The sequence below is a fragment of the Mesorhizobium delmotii genome (assembly GCF_900149755.1).
GTDB classification, from domain to species: Bacteria; Pseudomonadota; Alphaproteobacteria; order Rhizobiales; family Rhizobiaceae; genus Mesorhizobium; species Mesorhizobium delmotii.
Window position 1 is genome coordinate 363964 of the sequence record NZ_FUIG01000103.1, and the last position, 20711, is coordinate 384674.

The window sequence follows — 20711 nt, forward strand, 5'->3', positions numbered from 1 at the left end:
CAGTCAGGATTCAATTTGCATGATATTTCCGAAAACCGGGTCCCACTTTTCGGGATCATGCTCTAGACCTGGATCATCACCTTGCCAGCTTCGACCTTGACCGGATAGGTCTGCAGATTGACGCAGACGGGAGCCCCCTTGGCCTGCCCGGTCTTGTAATTGAAGCGGCCATTGTGCTTGGGGCATTCGATGATGTCATCCATGACAAGCCCGTCGGCCAGATGGGCCTTCTCATGCGTGCAAAACCCGTCTGTGGCGAAGAATTCGTCATCCGGGGAGCGGTAGATCGCGAAGGTGCGGCCGCTATGGTCGAAGCGGATGACATCCTCTCCTTCGACATCGTCCACGGCGCACGCCTCGACCCATTCGGCCATCTCTATCTCCTGAAATCTCTGGTCCGCGCAACAGGCAAGCCGCGGCGAAAACCTATTCCGCCGCCGCCGACATGTTCACTTCGTGGAACTCGCCACGGTAGGGCCGCGCCGTCGGCGGCAGCTCGCGCTTGAGGAAGTAGTCCTCATATTTGAGCTGCTTGAGCAGGACCGGCCAGACCTCGCGATAGGCATGCCACATCGACGGGTTCGGCTCCGGCAAATCGTGCTTGATCAGCTCGTGCAGCCTGGGCAGCGCATGATAGGGCACCATCGGGAACATGTGATGCTCGACGTGGTAGTTCATGTTCCAGTAGATGAACCGGCTGATCGGATTCATGTAGACGGTCCGGCTGTTGAGCCGATGATCGACCACATTGTCGGCGAGACCGATGTGCTGCAGCAGGCCGGTCAGCACCATGTGCCAGGTGCCGTAGAGGCGCGGCACGCCTATGAGCACCAGCGGCACCCAGGACCGCATAGTTAGGGCGAGCGCAATCGTGGCGATGTAGATGGCGACGTGCCAGCGCGCGGCGATGACGGCCTTGTGCTGTTCCATCTCGGGGACGTAGCTTTTCTCGTCGGGCGTGAGCTTGCCGAATGCTTGGCGTACCAGCGCCGGAAGCGAATAGCGAAAATCGAGGATACCGGTGAAAGCGAGCGCCGCACGCAAAAGGTCCGGCGGGCGCATCACGGCGATCTCGGCATCGCGTCCGACGATGATGGTGTCGGTGTGATGCCTGGCATGGCTCCAGCGCCAGGTCACCGGATTGCGCATCAGCATGAAGCTGGCGATCTGGTAGACTACATCGTTCATCCAGCGCGTCCGGAAGGCCGTGCCATGGCCGCATTCGTGCCAGCGCGAGTCGCTGGAAGAGCCGTAGAGCAGGCCATAGACGAAGAAGAACGGCACGCACCACCAGGTGCCCCAGAAGTAGATGCCGCCGGCGGCGGAAGCCAGGATGGCGAAGATCCAGATGATCGTATCGCGGATCGCCGGACCGTCGGAACGCTGCATCAATTCCTTCATCGCTTTGCGGGAGACGTCGGTGTGGTACCATTCGGCCGAGGCCAGCCCCGTCTCGATCGCCCTGCGCGTGCTTTCGCCGACCAGGCTGTAGTCGCGCTTCATTGTGCCAGCCATTATTGTGACCTCCAAATCCTGACGGGCCGCGAGCCCTCCCCGCTCCGACCGGAATCAACATCCCAACTGGTGCTTCGCATCGTCCTCGCCATCACGACCTGCCCCCGAGAACCGGAAAATTGCCTGACGGCTGCGGATAATCCTGCTGCGGCTGCCTGGCGATCGCCGCGATCCGGCTTTCAGCAGCCGAGATATCGCCGGCGCCGTCGAGAACCCGGAACACCGCATTGTAGGAGCGGCTCTCGCCATGCTCCAGCCAGATCATCTCGCCGCGTTCGCGCGCGGCCAGATTGCCGAGCACGTGATGCGTCGACGGCTCTATGCCCAGCGCATACTGTCCCGCCTGGAAATTCTGCCATTCATAGGCGCAAGGCAACTGGTCTTTGCGCGTGACGACTTCCAGGCCAAGGCCAAGACGGTCGTTGACCACCGCCACCGGCACGTCTCCGTCGGCGTCGGCGCCGAGCTCGTGCTGCCAGACCTGCTCCTTAAAACCCAATTGCGGCGCCGGCACTGTGCGATAGCCGACCTTTTGCGCCTCGTAGCGCTCGCCGGCATGGCCCGCCCAGACAACGTCGCGAATCGGCGCCAGATAGCGCGAGCCTTCGTCGAGCACCGGGTGGCTGACATTGATGTGGTAGAAATACATATGCGGCGCCCGGTTGAAGCCGTGATTGACGACCCGGTCCGAAAGCCGGATCTCGTTGCCGCCGACATCGGCCTCGATCCGCCGCAACAGATGCAGATCCTCGCCGAATACAGTCGACTGCTGCACGATGGCCTCGGCCCACAGCACGCAACGGTCGCCGTCCCAGGCCTCTCCATAACCGGTCAATCGCGCCGGAATGGTGCTGACGCGGCCATGCAGCGAATGACGTACTGTCTTCTTCGGCGGATAATTGTAGCTGTCAGCCGGTACCTCGTCCATGAACAGGATATGGTCAAGTCCGCAAGTGAGAAGCAGGCCTGAAAAGGATCGCGCCCAGGCCAACCCCTCCTCGCCTTCGTATTCGTGCAGGCCGGGATGACGAAAGCCGCTCGGCGAATGCCAGCCGATCGCCTGGCCCTTGAAGTCGCAATCGGCGATATCAAGCGCCCGGTCGACCAGCGCGGTGAAACGCAGGCCGGAGCCGGTGCGGAACTCGAGCATCCGTATGCCGCGCTCCACCCCGTCGCCAAGCGTCATCAACCGCACACCGGCGAACTGCGACAGCATGCCGGACCGCTCCGAGACCTGCCGGCGCGAAAGCGTCTTGCCGTAAAGCTCTACCATGTGACGGCCAGTTCCTTCACTTTGCTCTCGTCTCCTTGAGCAGCGCCGACATGTCGGCGCCGGTGATGATGCTCTCCACCGTCAGCAGGTCGGTATCGGCGACCGTCTGCTCGGCGACGATCTCGCCGCGGCGCATGACGATGATGCGGTCGGCGACCTGAAAGACGTGATGGATGTTGTGGGTGATCAAAATCACCGAATGGCCGGCGGCGCGCACCTCCTTGACGAAGCGCAGCACGCCGTGTGTTTCCTCGACGCCGAGATTGTTGGTCGGCTCGTCGAGGATGATGACCTTGGCGGCGAACTGCATGGCACGCGAAATGGCAATCGACTGGCGCTCACCGCCCGACAGCGTGCTGACCAGCGCATCGGCATCGAGCTTTTTCGAGATGCCGACCCGCTTCAAAAGTGCCGCGGCGGCATCGCGCAGCTTGGCGAGGTCGAGCGGCGCGAACACGCCCAGCCATTTCAAGTTGACCGGCTCGCGACCGAGAAAGAGATTGCGCGCGATGCTCAGGTCCGGCGCCAGCGACGTGTCCTGGTGGATGGTCTCGATGCCGAGATCCATCGCGTCGCGCGTCGAGCGGATCGAGACCTTCTGGCCGCGCACATAGATGTCGCCGCGGTCGACGGGAAACACGCCGGAGATCGCTTTGATCAACGTGGATTTGCCGGCGCCGTTGTCGCCCAACAAGGCCACCACCTCGCCCTCGTTGAGTGCGAATGACGCGTTCTTCAGCGCACGCACGCTGCCGAAGGATTTTTGCAGGTTCTGCAGCCGAAGCACTTCCATGGTCAGCTCCTGGCGGCGTTCTTCTGCAGCAAAGCGTGCAGGATGAGCATGGCAAGGATGATGACGCCGACGAAGATGTTGTAGGCGAGCCCCGGGACGCCGATCAGCACGATACCGTTGCGGATGCTGCGCAGCATCAGCGCGCCGACGATCGTGCCCAGGATCGTGCCGCGCCCGCCTGTCAGCGCCGTGCCGCCGACCACCACCATGGCGATCACTTCGAGCTCGTAGCCGGTACCGGCCACCGGCGAGGCGGCCGAGATGCGGAACGCACTGATCATGCCGGCGAGACCCGCCAGCACTGAGGTCAGGATGAACAGCCAGATTTTGACCGCATCGGCCGGCACGCCGCGCGCCACGGCGGCGTTACGGTTCGAACCGATCGCGCTGATCCAGTTGCCGAGCTTGGCGTAGTGCAGCACGTAGATCGCCAGCAACGACAGGGCGATGAACCACCACAAGGACGTATAGAAACGGAACGTTCCGATATTGAAGCTGCCGGCCAGCAGCGTCACGAAAAAGCCTGGCTGGTCCCAGGATTTTAGCGGAAAGCCTTGCGTGATGTAGAGCGCAGCACCCCGCACGACGAGCAGCATCGACAGCGTCACCAGGAAGGAGGAGATGCCAATCTTGGTGACGATCAGCCCGTTGATGGCGCCGATCGCCACGCACAGCAACAGCCCGGCAAGCAGCGCCACACCGATATCAACCTGGCCGCTCTGCACCAGCAGCATGACGATGACCGGCGCCAGCCCGAAAACGGCGCCGACCGAAAGGTCGAACTCGCCTGCTGTCAAAAGCAGCGTCATGCCGAGCGCGATGATGCCGAGTTCGGGCAGGAAGGCCATCATGTTGGAGATGTTGAGCGGCGACAGGAAGTTGGCGTCGGCGATGGCGAATACCGCCAGCAGCACCATGAGGATAACGAGCGAGGAGAATTGCGGTGAGCGAATCAGGCTCGACCTGCGTTTCACGTCAGGCATTTCCTCTTCTGCGGCAATTGTCATGACGGATCGGACCATACTTCAAGGCGGCGCCCGCCGCCTGCGCGGCGGGCGTCAGTTTCCATCACTTGTCGTAGAGTTTCAGGATCGGCTCGACGCTTGTCGCGTCGTAGAGGCTGAAGGTGTGAATGTCGTAGCCGATCGGTTCACCCGCGGCGGCAAGCCCGAGCAGCGCTACCGGCATGAAGCCCTGCGCCGACGGGAACTGCCAGGCAGCCGCGTTGACGAAGCCGGCCTTGACGGCTTCGGCGGTTTCCCTGGAATTGCCCCAGCCGACGACCGGGATCTTGCCGGCCGGCACGCCCGCGCCGTCGAACACCCGCTTGATGCTGGCCGCCACGGAATCGCCGAGCGCGATGATCGCCGGCGGATTGTTGGCCACCATGTAGTCGGTCATCTTGGCAATGATTCCTGCCGGATCGGTGCCGCAATCGACCACGTCATATTTGATGCCGAGCGGATCGAAGACGCTGGCGATGCCTTCGGTCTCGAGCTGCTGGTAGCTGGCTCCAGGCACTTCCACCGGCAGGAACACCTTGTCGCCCTGCTTCACCATCTTGTGGTCGACCAGGTACTTGGCCCAGATGGCACCGGCCTCCTTGAGATCGGCGCCGACATAGGCCTGCCGCCCGGTTGCCGGATCGTCGGTGTTGAAGAACACGATCGGGATGCCGGCAGCCTTGGCTGCCTTCACCTCTTCCGTCCACAGCCCGGGCTGGGCCGAGGTGGTGGCGATACCGTCCGGCTTGGCGGCGAGTGCTGAGCTGAAAGCTTCCTTCTGCGCCGCCATGTCGCCGCCGCTGAACGAGATCTTGCAGGTCACCTTGAGCTGGTCGCAGGCCTTGGTGGCACCGGCATTCCAGTCAAGCCAGAATGCATCCGACGGGCCGCCATGCGACAGCAAATAGAACGTCTTCTCCTGCGCCAATGCCTGCGAGCTGAATGCGAGACCGGCGAGCACCGTCGCGGCCGCCGCCAGTTTCAATCCGAATTTCAACATTTCTCTTCCTCCATTATATCTCCTCCCGGCGGAAAGCGCCGCCGGGCGACGCAGGACTCCTGTCAGAGCCCGTTGGCGCGGAACTTGCCGTCGAGGAATTTCTTGGCCCGCGGCACGTCGTCTTCCGACAGATGCTCGATGATGACCGGGATGTTCGGGTGCTTTTCGGCAAGCCGCTGCAGATAGAGATCGTAGTTCAGCGAACCGAGACCGGGCGCCGGCAACTCGATCTCGCCAACGCCGCGGAAAGTATGGCTCTCCAGCGCGTCCTCGTCGCCGATGTCGGCGTGCTTCTCCGACTTGTCGCCGCCCGAGCGCTTGACGTCCTTGGCGTGGGCTATTTTGATCTTATCGGTCAGCGTGTCGAAGACCTGATTGAGGATCTGGTCCATCCTGTCGATGTTGTGCGTCTCGAAATAGTTGGTCGGGTCCATCAAAAGGCCGAGGCCGGGATGGTCGACCTGCGCGATCATCTTCACCGTTTCCTCGACCGACCCCACGACATTGTTGACATAGGTTTCGAGCAGGAAGACCGCGCCGTGGTCGTAGGCCGTCTGGGCAAGGTCTGATATGACCTTGCGGCATTCCTCGAAACCTTCCTCGGTTTTGTTCTTGGGATGATGCACCCAGTCGGATTCGGTGTTGTAGGTGCCGGTTTCCGAGATCACGTAAGGCGAGCCGAAATCGCGCGCATTGCGGATGATCTCCTTGAGATAGCCGACGCGCTTCTCGCGCTCGGCCATGTCCGGATGGATGATGTTGGTGTAGCCCGACACGCAACACACCGGCAGATTGTGATCGCGGAAGGTGTCGCGAACAGTCCTGGCTTTTTCCTTGGTGATCTGCCCGGCCGACAGGTCGATATCCCTAAAATGCAGGTCGAGCTGCACCGTGTTGAAATCGAGCGCGCGGATCTTCTGCGCGGTTTCCTTGAGACCGTACGGGAAATAGCCCGTGAAGATACCTGCCTGCATCATGATGTGAAGTCCTCCCTGTAAGCGATTCAGTTGATTGAGTTTGTCGAGATTTCGGAAAGCTTGACCGTGCGACCCTCATCGATCGAGCGATAGCCCGCCTCGATCAGCGCCATGGTCTTGACGTTGTCGGCGACGGAAAGTGCGGGCGGCTCACCCGTCTTCACCGCGTGCTGGAGCTGCTCCATCACGCCGATGAAGGCATGCGGGAACCACATTGTCTCCCAGCTGGGTGTCACCCATTCGCCGCCGGTGGTCTCGGTCGAGGCATAGGTCAGCGTCGAGGCAGAACCCGTCGGCCAGCCGATCGTGCCCTTGGCGACGCCCTTTGTGCCGTCGACGCGCCAGTTGATGTGCTGGTCGTCCTTGTAGCCGTCCTGGCGTGGACCGGACCAGACGTCCTCCAGCGATACGGCGAGCACCCCGGACGGGAACCGCATCGTCGAGACCGTGATGCCGTCGGAATGGTCGAAACGCGTGCGCGGATCCTTACGCGTCAGCGTCGTAATCTCGTCGGGATCGCCGAACAGGAAGCGCAGCACGTCGAGATGGTGGACGCTCATATTGGCAAGCGTCAGCCGGTCATAGTCCTCGAGAAATGTCTGCCAGTGCGGGATCGCATGCATGTCGATCTGCGCGAAGACGATGTCGCCGAGCGCGCCGCTGTCCATGATCTGCTTCAGCACGCGCATCGACTGGTCGTAGCGCATGTTCTGGTTGACCGAGAGGATCTTGCCGGCCCTGGCCGCCTCGTCGCGCAACTCGATCGCATCCTTGAGCGACAGCGCCAGCGGCTTCTGCGCCAGGATCGCCTTGATGTGCGTCTGCTTCAGCGCATGGCGGATCAGCGCCGGCTGCTGGTCGGGCGGAAAGGCAAGGTCGATGATCTCGACATTTTCGTCCTCGATAAGCTGTTCCGGCGTATCGTGGACGGTCGGGATCTCCCAGCGCCTGGCGACCTTCTCGGCGCTGGCCTTGGTCCGCGAGGCGATCGCCACCACCGGAAAACCGGCTTCCTTGTAGGCGGCAAGATGGCATTCGGCCATGATCATGCCGGCGCCGACGCAGCCGATCCTGAATTCCCTGGTGCGGACTTTAACGTCCGGCTCGAAGCCGTTGCCCGCTATTTCTTCGCTTGCCATATGTTCCTCCCGAAGGTCGTTCCTTGCAGCCCCCGTCATCTTGCCAGCGCTCCCCCGCTTTGCCCGAAATAATGCACCCTGCCCGGCTCGCAGGATATCGCCACAATGGCATCCGGCCTGATGTCCGGCTGGCCGCGCAGCAGCGCCCTCAGGCGCGCCTGCCCGGCAGCGAGTGTCACGACGGTATAGCCGCCGAGCGGCTCGACCTCGAACACTCGCGCCGGGCGGCCCGCGCGCCCATCCGATGTTCCATCCCGATCCAGCCAGGGCCGGACCTTGATGTCTTCAGGCCTGAGCCCGATCTCGACGGCATCGGCCGGCGCGGCCTTATCTGCGATGCGGATCGTGCCTTCGGCTGCCTCGACGCCGCCCTCGCCGCGTAGCAACTTCAAGATGTTCATCATCGGCGAACCGAGCAGCCGCGCCACATAGGTGCTGGCTGGGCGGTCATAGATCTCGGCCGGCGCGCCGATCTGCCTGATCTTGCCATTCTCCAGGATGGCAATGCGGTCGGCGACCGACATCGCCTCTTCCTGGTCATGCGTGACATAGATCAGCGTCTTGCCGAGCTCACGCTGGATACGTTTCAGCTCGACGCGCGTCTCCTCGCGCAGCCTGGCGTCGAGCGCCGAGATTGGATCGTCCATTAGATAGGCATTGGGGTCGCGCACCAGCGCCCGAGCGATCGCCACGCGCTGCCGCTCGCCGCCCGAAAGCTGCGCCGGCGGCTTATGCAGGATGTGGCCGATATGCAGCTTGGCCGCGACGTCTGCGACACGCTTTTCGATTTCGGCCTCGGCGACCCGGCGTTCGACCAGGGGAAAGCGGACATTGTCGCGCGCGCTCATATGCGGAAACAGCGCCAGGTTCTGGAACACCATGGCGACATTGCGTTCGGCCGGCGACACCGTGTTGACCGGCCTGCCGCCGATCAGGATTTCGCCGGCGTCCGGCGTCTCCAGCCCGAGCACCAGACGCAGCACCGTCGACTTGCCCGATAGCGGCGGGCCGAAGAAGCAGAAGAACTCATTGTCGTTGACAGTGAACGAGGCGTCGTCGACGGCGAGCGTGTCGCCATAGCGTTTCGTCACATTGCGGAAGACGATATCGGCCATGGTCTCAGCCCGCCTTCATGGCAAGGCCGGTGGCGGCGTCGAACACACGCACGGACGCCTGGGCCGGCGCGACAACCGCTGTCTGCCCGATCGCCAGCCCGACGTCATTGTCGAACACCGCCTTCACCGTGCTCTCGCCCTGGCCGAAATGGACGATGGTGCGCGCGCCGATGCGCTCGACGAACGTTACCGGCATCGACAGGCCGCGGTCTGAGAGAATCACCTGCTCAGGCCGAAAGCCGTAGAGCACATCTTCGCGCGCGGCCCTCACCGCCGGGGCGAGATTGTCCGGCAGCGGCGGCGTGACACCGATCGGCCCGAGATCGATGACCAGGCCACGGTCGCTTTCCGCCGGCCTGCCCTTGAGCAGGTTCATGCCCGGCGCACCGATGAAGCGGGCGACAAAGACATTGGCCGGATCGTTGTAGACCTCGAGCGGCGTGCCGACCTGCTGCAGCACGCCATGGTCCATCACCGCGATGCGATCAGCCATGGTCATCGCTTCGAGTTGGTCGTGGGTGACATAGACCATGGTCTGCCGGAACTGACGCTGCAGCTGTTTCAATTCGGTCCGCATGACAGCCCGGAAGGCGGCGTCGACATTGGACAGCGGCTCGTCCAGCAGGAAAATCGCCGGCTCCATGATCGCCGAACGGCCGATCGCCACGCGCTGCAATATGTTGACCGACAGCCTGTCGGCCTTGCGGTCGAGCAGCGGAGTCAGTTGCAGCATCTCGGCGATCGCGCCCACGCGGCGGTCGATCTCGGCCCTCGGCGCGCCGCGCATTTTTGGGCCGTAGGCGAGGTTCTGCCGCACGCTCATATGGGTGAAGATCGCATAGTTCTGGAAGACGAAGCCGACGCCGCGCCGTCCCATCGGCACGCCGGCCATGTCGCGCTCGCCGAACAGGATCCTGCCGCTGGTCGGCTCTTCCATGCCGGCGATCATGTTCATCGTCGTCGACTTGCCGCAGCCCGACGGCCCAAGCAGCGCCATGAACTCGCCGTCGGCGATGGCAAGATCCATAGTCTTCAGCGCTGTGAAATCGCCAAATTTCTTGGCCAGGTTCTGCAGATGGATCGCGCTCATGCCGGCACCTCCCGCGCCCGGGCCATGCGCTTCATGGCAAACACCGCGGCGATGGACAGCACGATCAAGATGGCCAGCGCGATCGCCGCGACATAGCCCCAGATCAGGTCCTGGGTGGTGAGCTTGTAGATGTAGACGGAAATGGTCTCGGTGGCGACGCCGGGACCGCCGCCCGTCATGATGTAGAGCGTGTCGAAGATCTTGAAGTTCTCGATGACCCTGATTGCCAGTGCGATGATGATGATCGTCTTCATCTTCGGCAGCACGATGGTGACGAAGCGCTGCCAGGGATTGGCGCCAAGCAGCGTCGCCGCTTTGATCTGGTCCTCGGGCACGCCGACCAGGCCGGCAAGCAGGATGAGGAACATCAGCGGCGTCCATTGCCAGATGTCGGCGAGCATGACGGCGATGAGCGCCAGCGTCGGGTCCGACAGCCAGGCGATGGTGACGGGAAAGCCTGATAGCGCCGACAGGATGTCGTTGACCGGTCCGCCTGACTGGAACAGCATGAAGAACATGTAGCCGGCCACCGCCGGCACCACCATCATCGGCATCAGCAGGATCGAATAGAAGATCCGCTTGCCCGGGAACTCGTCGGCAAACAGCGTGGCGAGTGCCAAGCCGAGCAGGAATTCCGCCGGCACGCAGACGATCATGACGATGGCCGTTCTCTTGAGCGCGCTCCAGAAGCGCGCGTCGGCGGCAAGGTCGGTGTAGTTGGCGAAGTTGTTCCACAGCGACCAGGCGCTCCACCAGCCGAGGCCGGACAGCGGCGACCAGTCGGTCAGGCTGATATAGAGCTGCATCAACAGCGGAAACACCGCGATGAACAGCACCAGGATCTGCGCCGGCAGTGTCAGCCGGAAACCGAGCTTTACCCCTTCGTCCCGAAGGGTCGGCTTTGCCTGGACGGTTTTCATCACGTCCTCCGGAATCGTGGCAGTGACCGCGCTCATTGCTTGAGCGCCCCGAAGGTCAGCCCGCGCACCAGATGGCGCTGGATCGCGATGCCCATGATGACAGGCGGCACCGCCGCGATCAGGCCGAGTGCCGCCTTGGCACCGTAGAGCTGGCCGGTCATCGAAGACGACAGCGAGGCCATGTAGACCGGCACCGTCACCCATTCGCGTGTCGTCAAAAGCAGCGCGATCAGATAGTCCGACCAGTTGAGGATGAAGACGAACAGCGCGGCACTGGCCAGCGGCGCGCGCATCATCGGCAGCGTGATGCGGGTGAAGACGCGCAATCGCGAGCAGCCCTCGACCAGCGCCGCTTCCTCGATCTCGCGCGGCATGTCGTCGAAGAACGTCTTCATCAGCCAGAACGCAAAGGGCAGCGTGACGATGCCGTAGATCAGCGACAGCCCCCACCAGCTGTCGGTAAAGTTGAGAAAGGCCCACATGATCATCACCGGGGTCATCACCGCCATCGGCGGAAACAGGCGGAGCTGGATCAGCGCCAGCGGCAGGTTCTGGCCCGAGCCGAAGCGCGACAGCCCGTAGGCCGCCGCGGTGCCCGCCGACATGGCGATCGCCGTTCCGAACACCGCCGACAGCAGCGATGACAGGATCGGTTTTAGGGCGGTACGGTCGAGCGCGACGATCAGGTTGTTGGTCGATTCACCGAAGACGAAGCGGAAATTGCTGAGCGTCGGGTTCTTCGGCCACCAGGTTAGGTCGGCGCCGGTCGCCGACCATTCGGCGATCGGCTTGAAGGCCATCGAGACCATCCACAGGATCGGCACCAGCGTCACCGCCATAGCAGCAAGGATCGCGGCATAGCGGAATATTTCGAAAGGAACGGAACGCTTCATTTTGCAGCTTTGCTGGTAGCATCGTTTGCGGAGGGGAAGAGCAAACTCCTCCCCTCCATTCGTATGCTGGGAGGAGGATCAGCTGATCGGATCGAGAACGGTGGGCCAGGCCTCCTTGTTGGTCTTGATGGCTTCGAGAAGCTTCTCCTCGCCGGTGCGCCGGGCGATCTTCTTCCATTCGGCCTCGGTGTCGACCATCGCCTGCTCGGCGGTCTTGGCCTTGGTCAGCGCGGCAACGAGGTTCTCGTCCAGCGCATTGTGGAAGGCGGTGGCGCCGGGATAGTTGATGGTCGGCACGGTGCGGGCGACCGTCTCGCGCACCACATCCATGTGATAGGCGTGATAGGTCTGGCGGACCAGCGGGTCGGAGAAATCCGACAGCCGGAACGGATCGAAATAGCCGCCCGGATTGGCGGTCATCCAAGCATAGATGCGGCTCGATCCGAGCCACTGCAGGAACAGGTAGCAGGCCTCCGGATTCTTGGCCTGCGAGGAGACCGAAGCCGATAAATTGAGCCACAGCACCGAACGGCTGATCAGCTTGCCGTCGATCTCGCGGCCCGGCGGCAGCATCGAGCCGATCTTGCCGGTGACCTGCGAATCCTTATTGCCGGCATTGTCGAGGAATTTCGGCAGGTTGGAGAAAGCGCAGGTCATGGCAGCGCCGCCCTTGGCGAAATTGCCGTACTGCTCCGGCCAGCCCCACGAGATCGCATCCGGCGAATGATGGGCCAGCGATGCGATGTACTCGTTGGTAGCAGCTATGCCTTGCTCCGAATTGATCAGCGGCTTGCCGGTGTCGTCGAACAGGAACTGATTGGGCGAAGCCATTGAGACATAACGCTGATACCAGTTGGTGTAGCCCCAGCCCTGGTTGCGCAGATCGGTTGAGCCGAACAGGCCCTTGTCGGGGCGCTGGAAGAAGGCCGCGATCTCGTCATGCTGCTTCCAGGTCCTTGGCGGCGCCAGTTCGTAGCCATGCTTGTCGGAGAAGGCTTTCTTCTCGGCCGCGTCGCCGAACAGATCGGTGCGATAGACCCAGGTCTGGAAATCGCCATCCAGCGACACGCCATAGGTCGAGCCGCGATACTGGTTGAGCAACGAGACGCCCTTGGCGCCGTTGACATAGCCGCGCTCGGGATCGTCCCATTCCGGCTTGTACTGGGCGACGAAGTCGTCGAGCTTCAGGATGCCGCCGGTTTCGGCTAGGTCGCCGAGACGGTTCCATTCGACCGCGTAGATGTCATAGGCTCCACCCTTGGTGGAGATGTCCTGCATCGTCTTGGTGAATTCCTGGCCGTTCGGCACGCCGACGATCTCGAGCGGAATGCCGGTTTCCTTCTCCCACAGATCCTTGATCGAGGGCGCGCCGGTGGGAAACGGCTGCGTCAACTGCCCGATCGAGCCGTCGGACAGGCCGAGCACGATCTTGGCCGGCGCCTTGCCGGCACCCTTCATCGCCTTGGCCGCCTCGATGGCGCGGCCTTCCGGCGTGTCGGGACCATACTGATAGCGCTCCGAACCGTCGAAGCCCGTCGGGCCGCCGATCATGCCCGGCGCCAGCGCGTCGGCCGCATAGGCGCGGCTGGGACGGATGAATTTCGGTGCGATACCTGCGGCGGCAACAAGCACGGCCGCCTTTCCACCGGACGCCAGCAAACGGCGCCGCGACATGCGGATCATATCAGACATTGGAAGTCCTCCCTCGAGGGCCTTGTTCCTCCACGGCCCTCATGATGGATATTGACGGCACTATGGGGAGGCTGTCAACATCATAAATAATCAAAACACGTCATAACATCGCAAATGAGGGAGAGGATGCAGTCCAGCGAGGTCAGCCCACGGCACCTAGTGCTTGAATTTGAGGGAACCGAGCGCCGCGCCGATCCTTTTCGGCCCGGCTCGACGATTTGGTGTAGCGCGCCGGCTTGCGCATCGGCTAAGGCCGGATACATCATTTCCCATCAGAATCGCGGATGACAATGAAATCGTCGTCCGCCATCCGATCCGCTAGTCCGCGATTTTGATGCGCCTGTAGCGCACCAGCAATGAGGTGATCGACTGTGCGGTCCACTCTGACAGACATAGCCCGGGAAGCCGGCGTTTCAGCCGCGACGGTCGACCGTGTGCTCAACAACCGCGCCGGGGTCAGGGCGCGCACCCGCGAGGTCGTGCTGGAAACGGCGCAGCGGCTAGGCTACATCGCTGAAAATTCGAACGGCCCGATCCCGCGCAATGCACCGCGCGGCGATGTCATACGGCTCGACTTCGCCCTGCCCGCCGGCACCAATTCCTTCATCAAGATGCTGCACCGGCACATCGAGGCGCAGGCGCAGTCAAGACCGGACCTCGATGTGCGCGTTGCCACGATCGAAGGCTTCAATCCCGACCGGCTTGCCCGCCTGCTGCAGGAATTGCGCGGTCAGACGCAAGGCGTCGGCGTCATCGCGCTCGACCATCCGACGGTCCGCGAGGCGATCCGCTCGCTATCGGCCAGCGGCGTCAAGGTCGTCACCATCGCATCCGATATCCTGCACGTGCCGAGGGTCGCCTATATCGGCATCGACAACCGCGCCGCCGGCCGGCTTGCCGGCTACCTGCTCAACCGCTTCATGGCCGCCGATCGTCCGGGCAAGGTCGCGCTGTTCGCCGGCTCGCTCTCCTATCGCGGCCATGAGGAGCGCGAGATGGGCTTCCGCCACATCCTGACGGAAGACTCGCCCAATCTGCAGATCGTTGAGATGCGCGAGATGCTCGACGACCGGGAAAAGGCCTATTTGGAGGCCTCCGCTCTGCTGGACCGGCACCCGGACCTGGCCGCGATCTACAATGTCGGCGCCGGCAACACCGGCATCGCTCGCGCACTCAAGGAGCGAGGCCGGGCGCTGTCGACCGTGTTTCTCGGCCACGAAGTGACGGAAGGCACCAAGGACCTTTTACTCGACGGCACACTCGACGCGGTCATCGACCAGAACCCGCGCGTCGAGGCCCGCGAGGCGCTCAACACCTTGAGCCACGCGATCAGGGACTTGCCCTACGAGTTGCACCAGCCGAGGCTGCAGGTAATCTTCAGGGAAAGCATCCCGGAGATCTGAACGGAAGCTCCCGGGATTAAGAGAGGCCGCGCCAGCAAGCGCGGGCTGTGGCGCTGCGGCGATCAGGCTAATCTTGAGCTCGATGCCGTGCGGGCTATTGTCTTCGGGGACGAGGAGGACCGGGATCGCCTCCGCATGCCAAACGGTTCGGCATTCGGCTGGTTCGCGGCGGAAGCGGCTGCCGCGAGGATCGTTTGCGAGCACTGGCGCGACACGCTCGGGCTTGGCCGCGACGAGGCGCTCGCTGCGGCCTATTGGCGGCGGGGCGCGGCGGGACCGATGGCCGGCTAGAGCTTGCTCACCATCGCTTGCGCATTCTCGCCCAGGCCGATCGCGATCCGGTCGCCGGAGGCAATGCCTGATATGTCGCAGACGACCAGCGGCATGCTGATGTCGTAGAGGAACTCGGCGACGATGGCGCCGACGGCAAGGATCGGGTCCGGCCGCTGCAGCAGGATGCCGGCCGGCGCGGTGCCCCTGCGGATCGCCTCTGCCAGAACCGACGACGAGGACGACGACCCCCGCCCGGATGCCATCACCAGGATCTTGCCGGCGACGTTGCCGCCCACGTCCGAATGCGAACGGTCGATGATGTCGCCAGTTTCTGCATCGACGCCGCCCCAGAAGCTGAGCGCTTGCGGCAGCACCAGCGCAAATCCTTGCGCCTCGCCGGCAAGCTGGAACGTGCCAACTCTCTTCAAGACCGACTTTTCCAGCCCTTTCATGGCGCGCTCCGCACGACATGCCCGGCCGCTGCCGAGCGGACGCAATCTTCCATATCGCCGAACACCACTGACACGCCGATATTGCCGGGCGCGTAATGTGCCCATTTGCCGGAATTGGTCATCACCACGCCGTCGAGACGCTCGAGGATGGTGGTGACATAGGTGCAGGTATCGGTCACCGGAATGAGGCTGAACTTTTGCGCATCGTCCAGCTCGCCCTCATCCTGCAATCTCTTCAACGTGGCGCGTCCGGTGTTGACATAGATCGGAACGCCCCTGCCCGGCGCGACCTCGCGCAGCAGCGGCAGCAGGCGCATCCACTCGTCATGGGAAAAATGCGGCGTGCCGAGCGACACGGCTGCAAGCGGCGCGCCGTCGGGGACGCTCGACAGCCTGGCCAGCGCATGGTCGATGTCGGCGCGAGAGATCCGGATCGTCGTCTCCGGCGCCATGCCGCGAATTGCCTCGTCGAGCGTCTTTGCTTCCGGCGTGATGCCCACCGCATGAAACAGAGCCACGGCGCCCGCCGTTGCCGCCGCCGTACCCAGCGCCTTCAGCTGGTCCTCGTCGCGCGGCTGCGGCAGGCCCGATATCACAGGAATGCGGTCGCCACTCGCCTGCCCGATGATCAGCCCCACGCCAACGAACAGGGCATCGGTAGGCTCGAAACAACCGGTCAGCTCGAACAGGATCTGGCCGCGTCGATTATCGCTCAAATGCAGGCCCCAGGCCGGCGCGCGCCCGGTCATCGCGCAGCACAAATCGATGAAATCGCCATAGCGGTTGGTCCGCGCGCCGATCACCGAATTGGCGAAGACGATCGCGTTGGACTCGCCCCAGGCGATCTGCTCGCCGAAAGCCGGGCGGAACCGGGTCTGATAGGGCGCGCAGGTGAAGGTCGCCTGGCAGCCGAGCTCCAGATGCGCCTTCATCAGTCGCCGCGCCGGCACTTCTTCGGCTGCCGGCATCTTCACCAGCCCGGGATGGATGAGGTCGAACGAGCCGACATTGAGTGTTGTCGGCACCCGAACGCGGCCGCCGCCCTCGACCAGCCTTTCGACGAAATCGAGGCTGGCTTGGCCGTGATAGAGGCAGCCATCGATATGGGCTCCTGCAATGTCCAACAGCTTGCGCGCGCCGACTGCGTTGGAAAAGGCGACCAGTATCTTCATCGCTGCGGCCACGGCCGGGCCCTGCTCGCCATCGAGCATGGACTGATCCTCGGTCGTCAATTCCAGCATCATCGGCATGCTCCGGCGCCCCACTATGCCCGACAGATGGAGGGACAGCACCCCCCTCTGCCCAGCAGGACAGAGGGGGGTGGGAAGGATCGCCAGCTTTTAATCAGCCCGTGGCGATCAGCACCGTGCTCTCCGGCGACCAGCGCAGCACCACTTTTTGCCCCTCCGCCAACCTTTCAATGCCGGTGTTCTGCACGATGACCTTGAGCGTCTGCCCGCCGCGATCGACGAAATAAGTGCTGTTGTTGCCGGCGAAGATACGCTTGGAAACCTGCCCCCGGAGCATATTGGCGTTCGGATCAGACGTCCCTGAATCGGTGGCGATGCGGATGCGTTCGGGCCGCACCGCGCAGCTGGCCTTGGCGCCGGCGGCAAGCGCCGCGCCTGCCCCGGCGGCGATCGCCGTGCCGTCGGGCAAGCGGATGCCAGTGCCGGTGGTCTCGCCGCGAAAGATGTTGGCGTCGCCGAGGAAGGTGGCGGCGAACTCGCTCTTCGGGCTGTCGTAGATCTCCTCCGGCGGTCCTTCCTGCACCAGCCGACCGTCGCGCAGGATGCCGATGCGGTCGCTCATCGTCAGCGCTTCTTCCTGGTCGTGGGTGACGAAGATGGTGGTGATGCCGATCTCGCGCTGGATGCGTTTCAGCTCGATCTGCATGTCGACCCGCAGCGCTTTGTCGAGCGCGCCCAGCGGCTCGTCGAGCAAAAGCACGCGCGGCTTGGTGACGATGGCGCGCGCCAGCGCGACGCGCTGGCGCTGGCCGCCGGACAGCTGATGCGGCCGGCGGCCGCCGAGCTTGCCGAGCTGCACCAGGTCAAGCGCATGCTGCACCTCGCTGGCTATCGTTGCCTTGGCTTCGCCACGCACCGACAGGCCGAAGGCGACATTGTCACCCACGCTCATATTGGGAAACAGCGCATAGTTCTGGAACACCATGCCGATGCGCCGCTTCTCGACCGGCACCCGCTCGACGCTCTCGCCGCCGATGGCGATGCGGCCGGAGTCGGGAAAATCGAAACCGGCAATCTGCCGCAGCAGCGTGGTCTTGCCGCTGCCCGACGGCCCAAGCAGTGCATAGAAACCACCGTCGGCGAAATCGATGGACACGTCGTCCAGCGCCTTGTGCGCGCCGAAGCTGCGCGACAAATTCGACACCTGCACGCCGGCCATTATTTCTCTCCGCCGAATTTGAAGAACCGTGCCGTAAGCAGCATCAGCGCCATTGAGACGACGATGATGATCGTCGAGACGGCATTGATCTCCGGCGTAAAACCTTTGCGGATCGCGGCGTAGATTTCGACCGGCAACGTCGTCTGGCCCGGCGTCGACAGGAAGTAGGAGACCACGAACTGGTCGAACGACACGGCAAAGGCGAACAGCCCGCCGGCGATGACGCCCGGCATGATCCAGGGGAGCGTCACGCGCGAAGTCACCTGCCACTGGTTGGCGCCGAGCGAACGCGCCGCCTCTTCCAGCTCCGGCGCAAATGTCTGCAGCCGGGCCGAGACGACGACGATGACATAGGGCAGCGCCAGCGCGACATGGCCGAGCAGGATCGCAAACAGGCCACGCCCGATGCCGACGCCGAAGAAGAAGATCAGCATCGCTGTGCCGGTGATCAGCCACGGAATGGCGATCGGTGGAAACAGCAGCGCTTGCAGGACTTTCTTGCCGCGGAATTCATAGCGGTAGAGCGCCAGCGATGCCGCCGAGCCGAGCACCGTGGAGATGATGGTGGTGATGATGGCGATCTCTATGCTGTTCCAGGTGGCCGAGATCAGTTGATCGTTCTGCCACAACGAAGCGTACCACTCCGTCGTCCATTCGAACGGCAATTGGTAGAAGGGCGAGACGTTGAACGACATCAGCGCCATGATGATAACAGGGAGGTAGAGGAAGGCGAGCAGCAGCCAGATGTAGAGGCGCCCACACCATTCCAGGATACGGGTCGTCGCCATCAAGCAGCCCTCTTGAGCACCGGCGACGCCAATGCCAGGATGACCAGGACGACGGCCAGCAGGATGAAGGAGAGCGCTGCACCCAGCGGCCAGTTGAAGACGGCGACGAACTGATCCTCGATGACCGTGCCGTAGAATGTGCCGGTGCGGCCACCGAGGATACGCGGTTCCATGAAGGAGCCGACGACGGGAACGAAGATCAGCGCCGCTCCGGCGACCAGCCCAGGCATGGACAGCGGGATGATCACCCGTTTCAGCATTTGCAGTCTTGAGGCGCCGAGCGAACGTCCTGCCTCGATCAGAGAATCGTCGATCGCCTGCAGCGTGAGATAACAGGTCAGCACCATGTAGGGCACGTAGGAGTGCACCAGCCCGATGATGACGGCCGGATAGGAATACATCAGGTCGATGTTGATCTTGAACGGCAGCACGGCGTTGAGCGCGGTGTCGAGAATGCCGCCTTCGCGCAGCACCATCGCCCAGGAGAAGATGCGCACCAGCCCGTTCGACCAGAACGGCAGGATGACGAGCAGGAAGATCGCCTCGCGGCTGCGTCCCTTCAGCACCTTGGCCAGCACATAGGCCGCGGGATAACCGATGACGACGCACCACAGCGTTACCTCGAGCCCGAGCCTGAGCGACGCCAGCAGCAGCGTCAAATACAGCCGCTCTGAGAAGAAGGTGGCGTAGTTGTCGAGCGTGAACGCCCACACCTTCCCCGCCAGGGGCAATTCGGTCATGAAGGAGAAGAAGACCATGGCCGACAGCGGCAAAAAGATCGCCACCGTCAGCCAGAGATAGGCAGGCAGGAGCAACGGCAACGCCGATCGCAATCCGCTCCTCGAACCGGTCGCGACCTGTCCAGCCATATGCTCCTCCCGAAAAGCTTGCCGTTACTTCACCCCGCCCGTTACTTCACATTGACCTTGATCTCCTGCCACAGCGCCAGATAGGCCTCGCGCTGCGCGTCGGTGATCGGCGCCTGGAATTGGATGCGCTTGGCGACATCAGGGTCGCCCATCACCTTGCGGTTGAACGCATCTTCGGGAAGGGCGGCAACCGCCTTGGTGTTGGCCGAGACCGGCGCGCCGACCTTGGTGACCCACTCGACGTAGAAGCCGGGATCGATCATGTAGTTGATGAAGGCCTCGGCGCCGGCGACGTTCTTGGCACCGACCGGAATGGAAAAAGCGTCGAGCCAGGCGACGGCGCCTTCCCTTGGGATGACCAGCGCGACCGGCAGCTTGAAATGCGTCTTGGCCCGGTCGGCCGAACCGCTCCAATAGGTGCCGATGTCGATCTGGTTGGAGGCAACCATCTGGTTCCAGTCGTTCTCCGAGCTCCAGAATGTCTTGATCTGCGGCATCAGCGAGGTCAGCTTCGCCTTGACCGCTTCCATATCCTTGATGTCGTTTATGTTCTGGCCGGTGGCGATGGCGCCGAACTGGACCGCTTCGACGGCATCGTCGCGAATGACCACGCGGCCCTTATGCGCCTCGTTCCACATCTCGGTGATGCTGGTCGGCGGCGTCTCGAAGGATTTCTCGTTGATGGCGAGCGCGGTCAGGCCCCATACCCATGGCACGCCATAGACCTTGCCATCGCGGGCGAGCATCGGCGAGCCTGCCTTGTCCGGGCTGATGTCGGCGTAGTTGGTGATCTTCGAGACGTCGATCGGCTGGATCAGTTTTTCCGCCATCGCCTGGTCGTTGAAGGCGGCGTTGATCATGACGACGTCGTAGAGGCCGGGATTGGTCCTGAGCTTGGTCAGCATTTCCTGTTCGGAATTGAAGAAATCGTTGACGACCTTGTTGCCGGTCGCCTTCTCGAAAGCGGCGATGGCCCAGGGCTCGTCGGCGCCGTAGCCCTTCCAGTTGAGCACATGCACCTCGTCGGCCCTGGCGGCCAGCGTGAGTGCCGAAGCGAAGACGGCGGTTGCCGTCACAAAAGCAGTCAATTTTGGCATGCGCATGTT

The 20711-nt window shown here is 63.0% G+C and carries 21 protein-coding genes; 2 read left to right on the plus strand and 19 right to left on the minus strand.

Annotated elements, in window-relative coordinates; all coding sequences use genetic code 11:
* Positions 1 to 62 precede the first annotated feature (62 nt).
* The 13 genes from BQ8482_RS37355 to BQ8482_RS37415 all read right to left on the minus strand — a co-directional run bounded on the left by BQ8482_RS37355 (position 63) and on the right by BQ8482_RS37415 (position 13411).
* Positions 63 to 374 (minus strand): MocE family 2Fe-2S type ferredoxin, encoded by a 312-nt coding sequence (locus tag BQ8482_RS37355; RefSeq protein ID WP_123152057.1) that lies wholly within the window; start codon positions 372 to 374, stop codon positions 63 to 65.
* 52 nt (positions 375 to 426) lie between these two features.
* A complete protein-coding gene (locus tag BQ8482_RS37360) occupies positions 427 to 1515 on the minus strand; it encodes a fatty acid desaturase family protein (RefSeq protein ID WP_123152058.1) in 1089 nt (362 codons plus the stop codon).
* A 91-nt stretch (positions 1516 to 1606) separates the two neighbouring features.
* On the minus strand, positions 1607 to 2788 hold the full coding sequence (locus tag BQ8482_RS37365; protein ID WP_123152059.1) for an aldose 1-epimerase family protein: 1182 nt from the start codon (positions 2786 to 2788) through the stop codon (positions 1607 to 1609).
* Positions 2789 to 2804: 16 nt separating this feature from the next.
* Complete coding sequence (locus BQ8482_RS37370) at positions 2805 to 3587, minus strand: ATP-binding cassette domain-containing protein (protein WP_165848868.1); 783 nt, start codon at positions 3585 to 3587, stop codon at positions 2805 to 2807.
* A complete protein-coding gene (locus tag BQ8482_RS37375; protein WP_095493127.1) occupies positions 3584 to 4603 on the minus strand; it encodes an ABC transporter permease in 1020 nt (339 codons plus the stop codon). The genes BQ8482_RS37370 and BQ8482_RS37375 overlap by 4 nt, the downstream gene beginning before the upstream one ends.
* Positions 4604 to 4649: 46 nt before the next feature.
* A complete protein-coding gene (locus BQ8482_RS37380) occupies positions 4650 to 5585 on the minus strand; it encodes a sugar ABC transporter substrate-binding protein (RefSeq protein ID WP_123152061.1) in 936 nt (311 codons plus the stop codon).
* Positions 5586 to 5647: 62 nt separating this feature from the next.
* The gene (locus tag BQ8482_RS37385; protein ID WP_123152062.1) at positions 5648 to 6562 is read right to left on the minus strand and encodes a sugar phosphate isomerase/epimerase family protein; all 915 of its coding nucleotides are present in this window, start codon (positions 6560 to 6562) and stop codon (positions 5648 to 5650) included.
* A gap of 26 nt (positions 6563 to 6588) precedes the next feature.
* Positions 6589 to 7701 carry a Gfo/Idh/MocA family protein gene (locus BQ8482_RS37390; RefSeq protein ID WP_244603138.1) on the minus strand — a complete coding sequence of 371 codons (1113 nt, stop codon included), beginning with the start codon at positions 7699 to 7701 and terminating at the stop codon, positions 6589 to 6591.
* A gap of 35 nt (positions 7702 to 7736) precedes the next feature.
* Positions 7737 to 8816, minus strand: coding sequence for an ABC transporter ATP-binding protein (locus tag BQ8482_RS37395; RefSeq protein WP_123152063.1), 1080 nt, complete (start codon positions 8814 to 8816; stop codon positions 7737 to 7739).
* A 4-nt stretch (positions 8817 to 8820) separates the two neighbouring features.
* A complete protein-coding gene (locus tag BQ8482_RS37400) occupies positions 8821 to 9906 on the minus strand; it encodes an ABC transporter ATP-binding protein (protein ID WP_123152064.1) in 1086 nt (361 codons plus the stop codon).
* Positions 9903 to 10862 (minus strand): carbohydrate ABC transporter permease, encoded by a 960-nt coding sequence (locus BQ8482_RS37405; protein ID WP_123152065.1) that lies wholly within the window; start codon positions 10860 to 10862, stop codon positions 9903 to 9905. The genes BQ8482_RS37400 and BQ8482_RS37405 overlap by 4 nt, the downstream gene beginning before the upstream one ends.
* Entirely contained in the window at positions 10859 to 11719 is an 861-nt protein-coding gene (locus BQ8482_RS37410; protein WP_123152066.1) for a carbohydrate ABC transporter permease, read from the minus strand. Before BQ8482_RS37410 ends, BQ8482_RS37405 begins: the two co-directional genes overlap by 4 nt.
* Before the next feature lie 78 nt (positions 11720 to 11797).
* Positions 11798 to 13411: an extracellular solute-binding protein gene (locus BQ8482_RS37415; RefSeq protein ID WP_123152067.1), complete on the minus strand. Its 1614-nt coding sequence runs from the start codon at positions 13409 to 13411 to the stop codon at positions 11798 to 11800.
* A gap of 371 nt (positions 13412 to 13782) precedes the next feature.
* Here BQ8482_RS37415 and BQ8482_RS37420 point away from each other — a divergent pair, with 371 nt between their 5' ends.
* Both BQ8482_RS37420 and BQ8482_RS37425 read left to right on the plus strand, forming a co-directional pair.
* Positions 13783 to 14814 (plus strand): LacI family DNA-binding transcriptional regulator, encoded by a 1032-nt coding sequence (locus BQ8482_RS37420; protein WP_123152068.1) that lies wholly within the window; start codon positions 13783 to 13785, stop codon positions 14812 to 14814.
* Positions 14815 to 14949: 135 nt separating this feature from the next.
* A complete protein-coding gene (locus BQ8482_RS37425; protein ID WP_244603139.1) occupies positions 14950 to 15105 on the plus strand; it encodes an SIP domain-containing protein in 156 nt (51 codons plus the stop codon).
* On the opposite strand, the gene BQ8482_RS37430 is transcribed toward BQ8482_RS37425, so the two are convergent.
* From BQ8482_RS37430 to BQ8482_RS37455, 6 genes are all read right to left on the minus strand, one after another.
* Positions 15102 to 15539 (minus strand): aconitase X swivel domain-containing protein, encoded by a 438-nt coding sequence (locus BQ8482_RS37430; RefSeq protein WP_123152069.1) that lies wholly within the window; start codon positions 15537 to 15539, stop codon positions 15102 to 15104. The genes BQ8482_RS37425 and BQ8482_RS37430 overlap by 4 nt on opposite strands.
* On the minus strand, positions 15536 to 16783 hold the full coding sequence (locus BQ8482_RS37435; RefSeq protein ID WP_123152122.1) for an aconitase X: 1248 nt from the start codon (positions 16781 to 16783) through the stop codon (positions 15536 to 15538). Before BQ8482_RS37435 ends, BQ8482_RS37430 begins: the two co-directional genes overlap by 4 nt.
* Positions 16784 to 16883: 100 nt before the next feature.
* Positions 16884 to 17948, minus strand: coding sequence for an ABC transporter ATP-binding protein (locus BQ8482_RS37440; RefSeq protein WP_123152070.1), 1065 nt, complete (start codon positions 17946 to 17948; stop codon positions 16884 to 16886).
* Positions 17948 to 18736: an ABC transporter permease gene (locus BQ8482_RS37445; protein ID WP_123152071.1), complete on the minus strand. Its 789-nt coding sequence runs from the start codon at positions 18734 to 18736 to the stop codon at positions 17948 to 17950. Before BQ8482_RS37445 ends, BQ8482_RS37440 begins: the two co-directional genes overlap by 1 nt.
* A complete protein-coding gene (locus tag BQ8482_RS37450; RefSeq protein WP_123152072.1) occupies positions 18736 to 19605 on the minus strand; it encodes an ABC transporter permease in 870 nt (289 codons plus the stop codon). The genes BQ8482_RS37445 and BQ8482_RS37450 overlap by 1 nt, the downstream gene beginning before the upstream one ends.
* 41 nt (positions 19606 to 19646) lie before the next feature.
* Positions 19647 to 20708 (minus strand): ABC transporter substrate-binding protein, encoded by a 1062-nt coding sequence (locus BQ8482_RS37455; RefSeq protein ID WP_123152073.1) that lies wholly within the window; start codon positions 20706 to 20708, stop codon positions 19647 to 19649.
* Between the last annotated feature and the right edge of the window lie 3 nt (positions 20709 to 20711).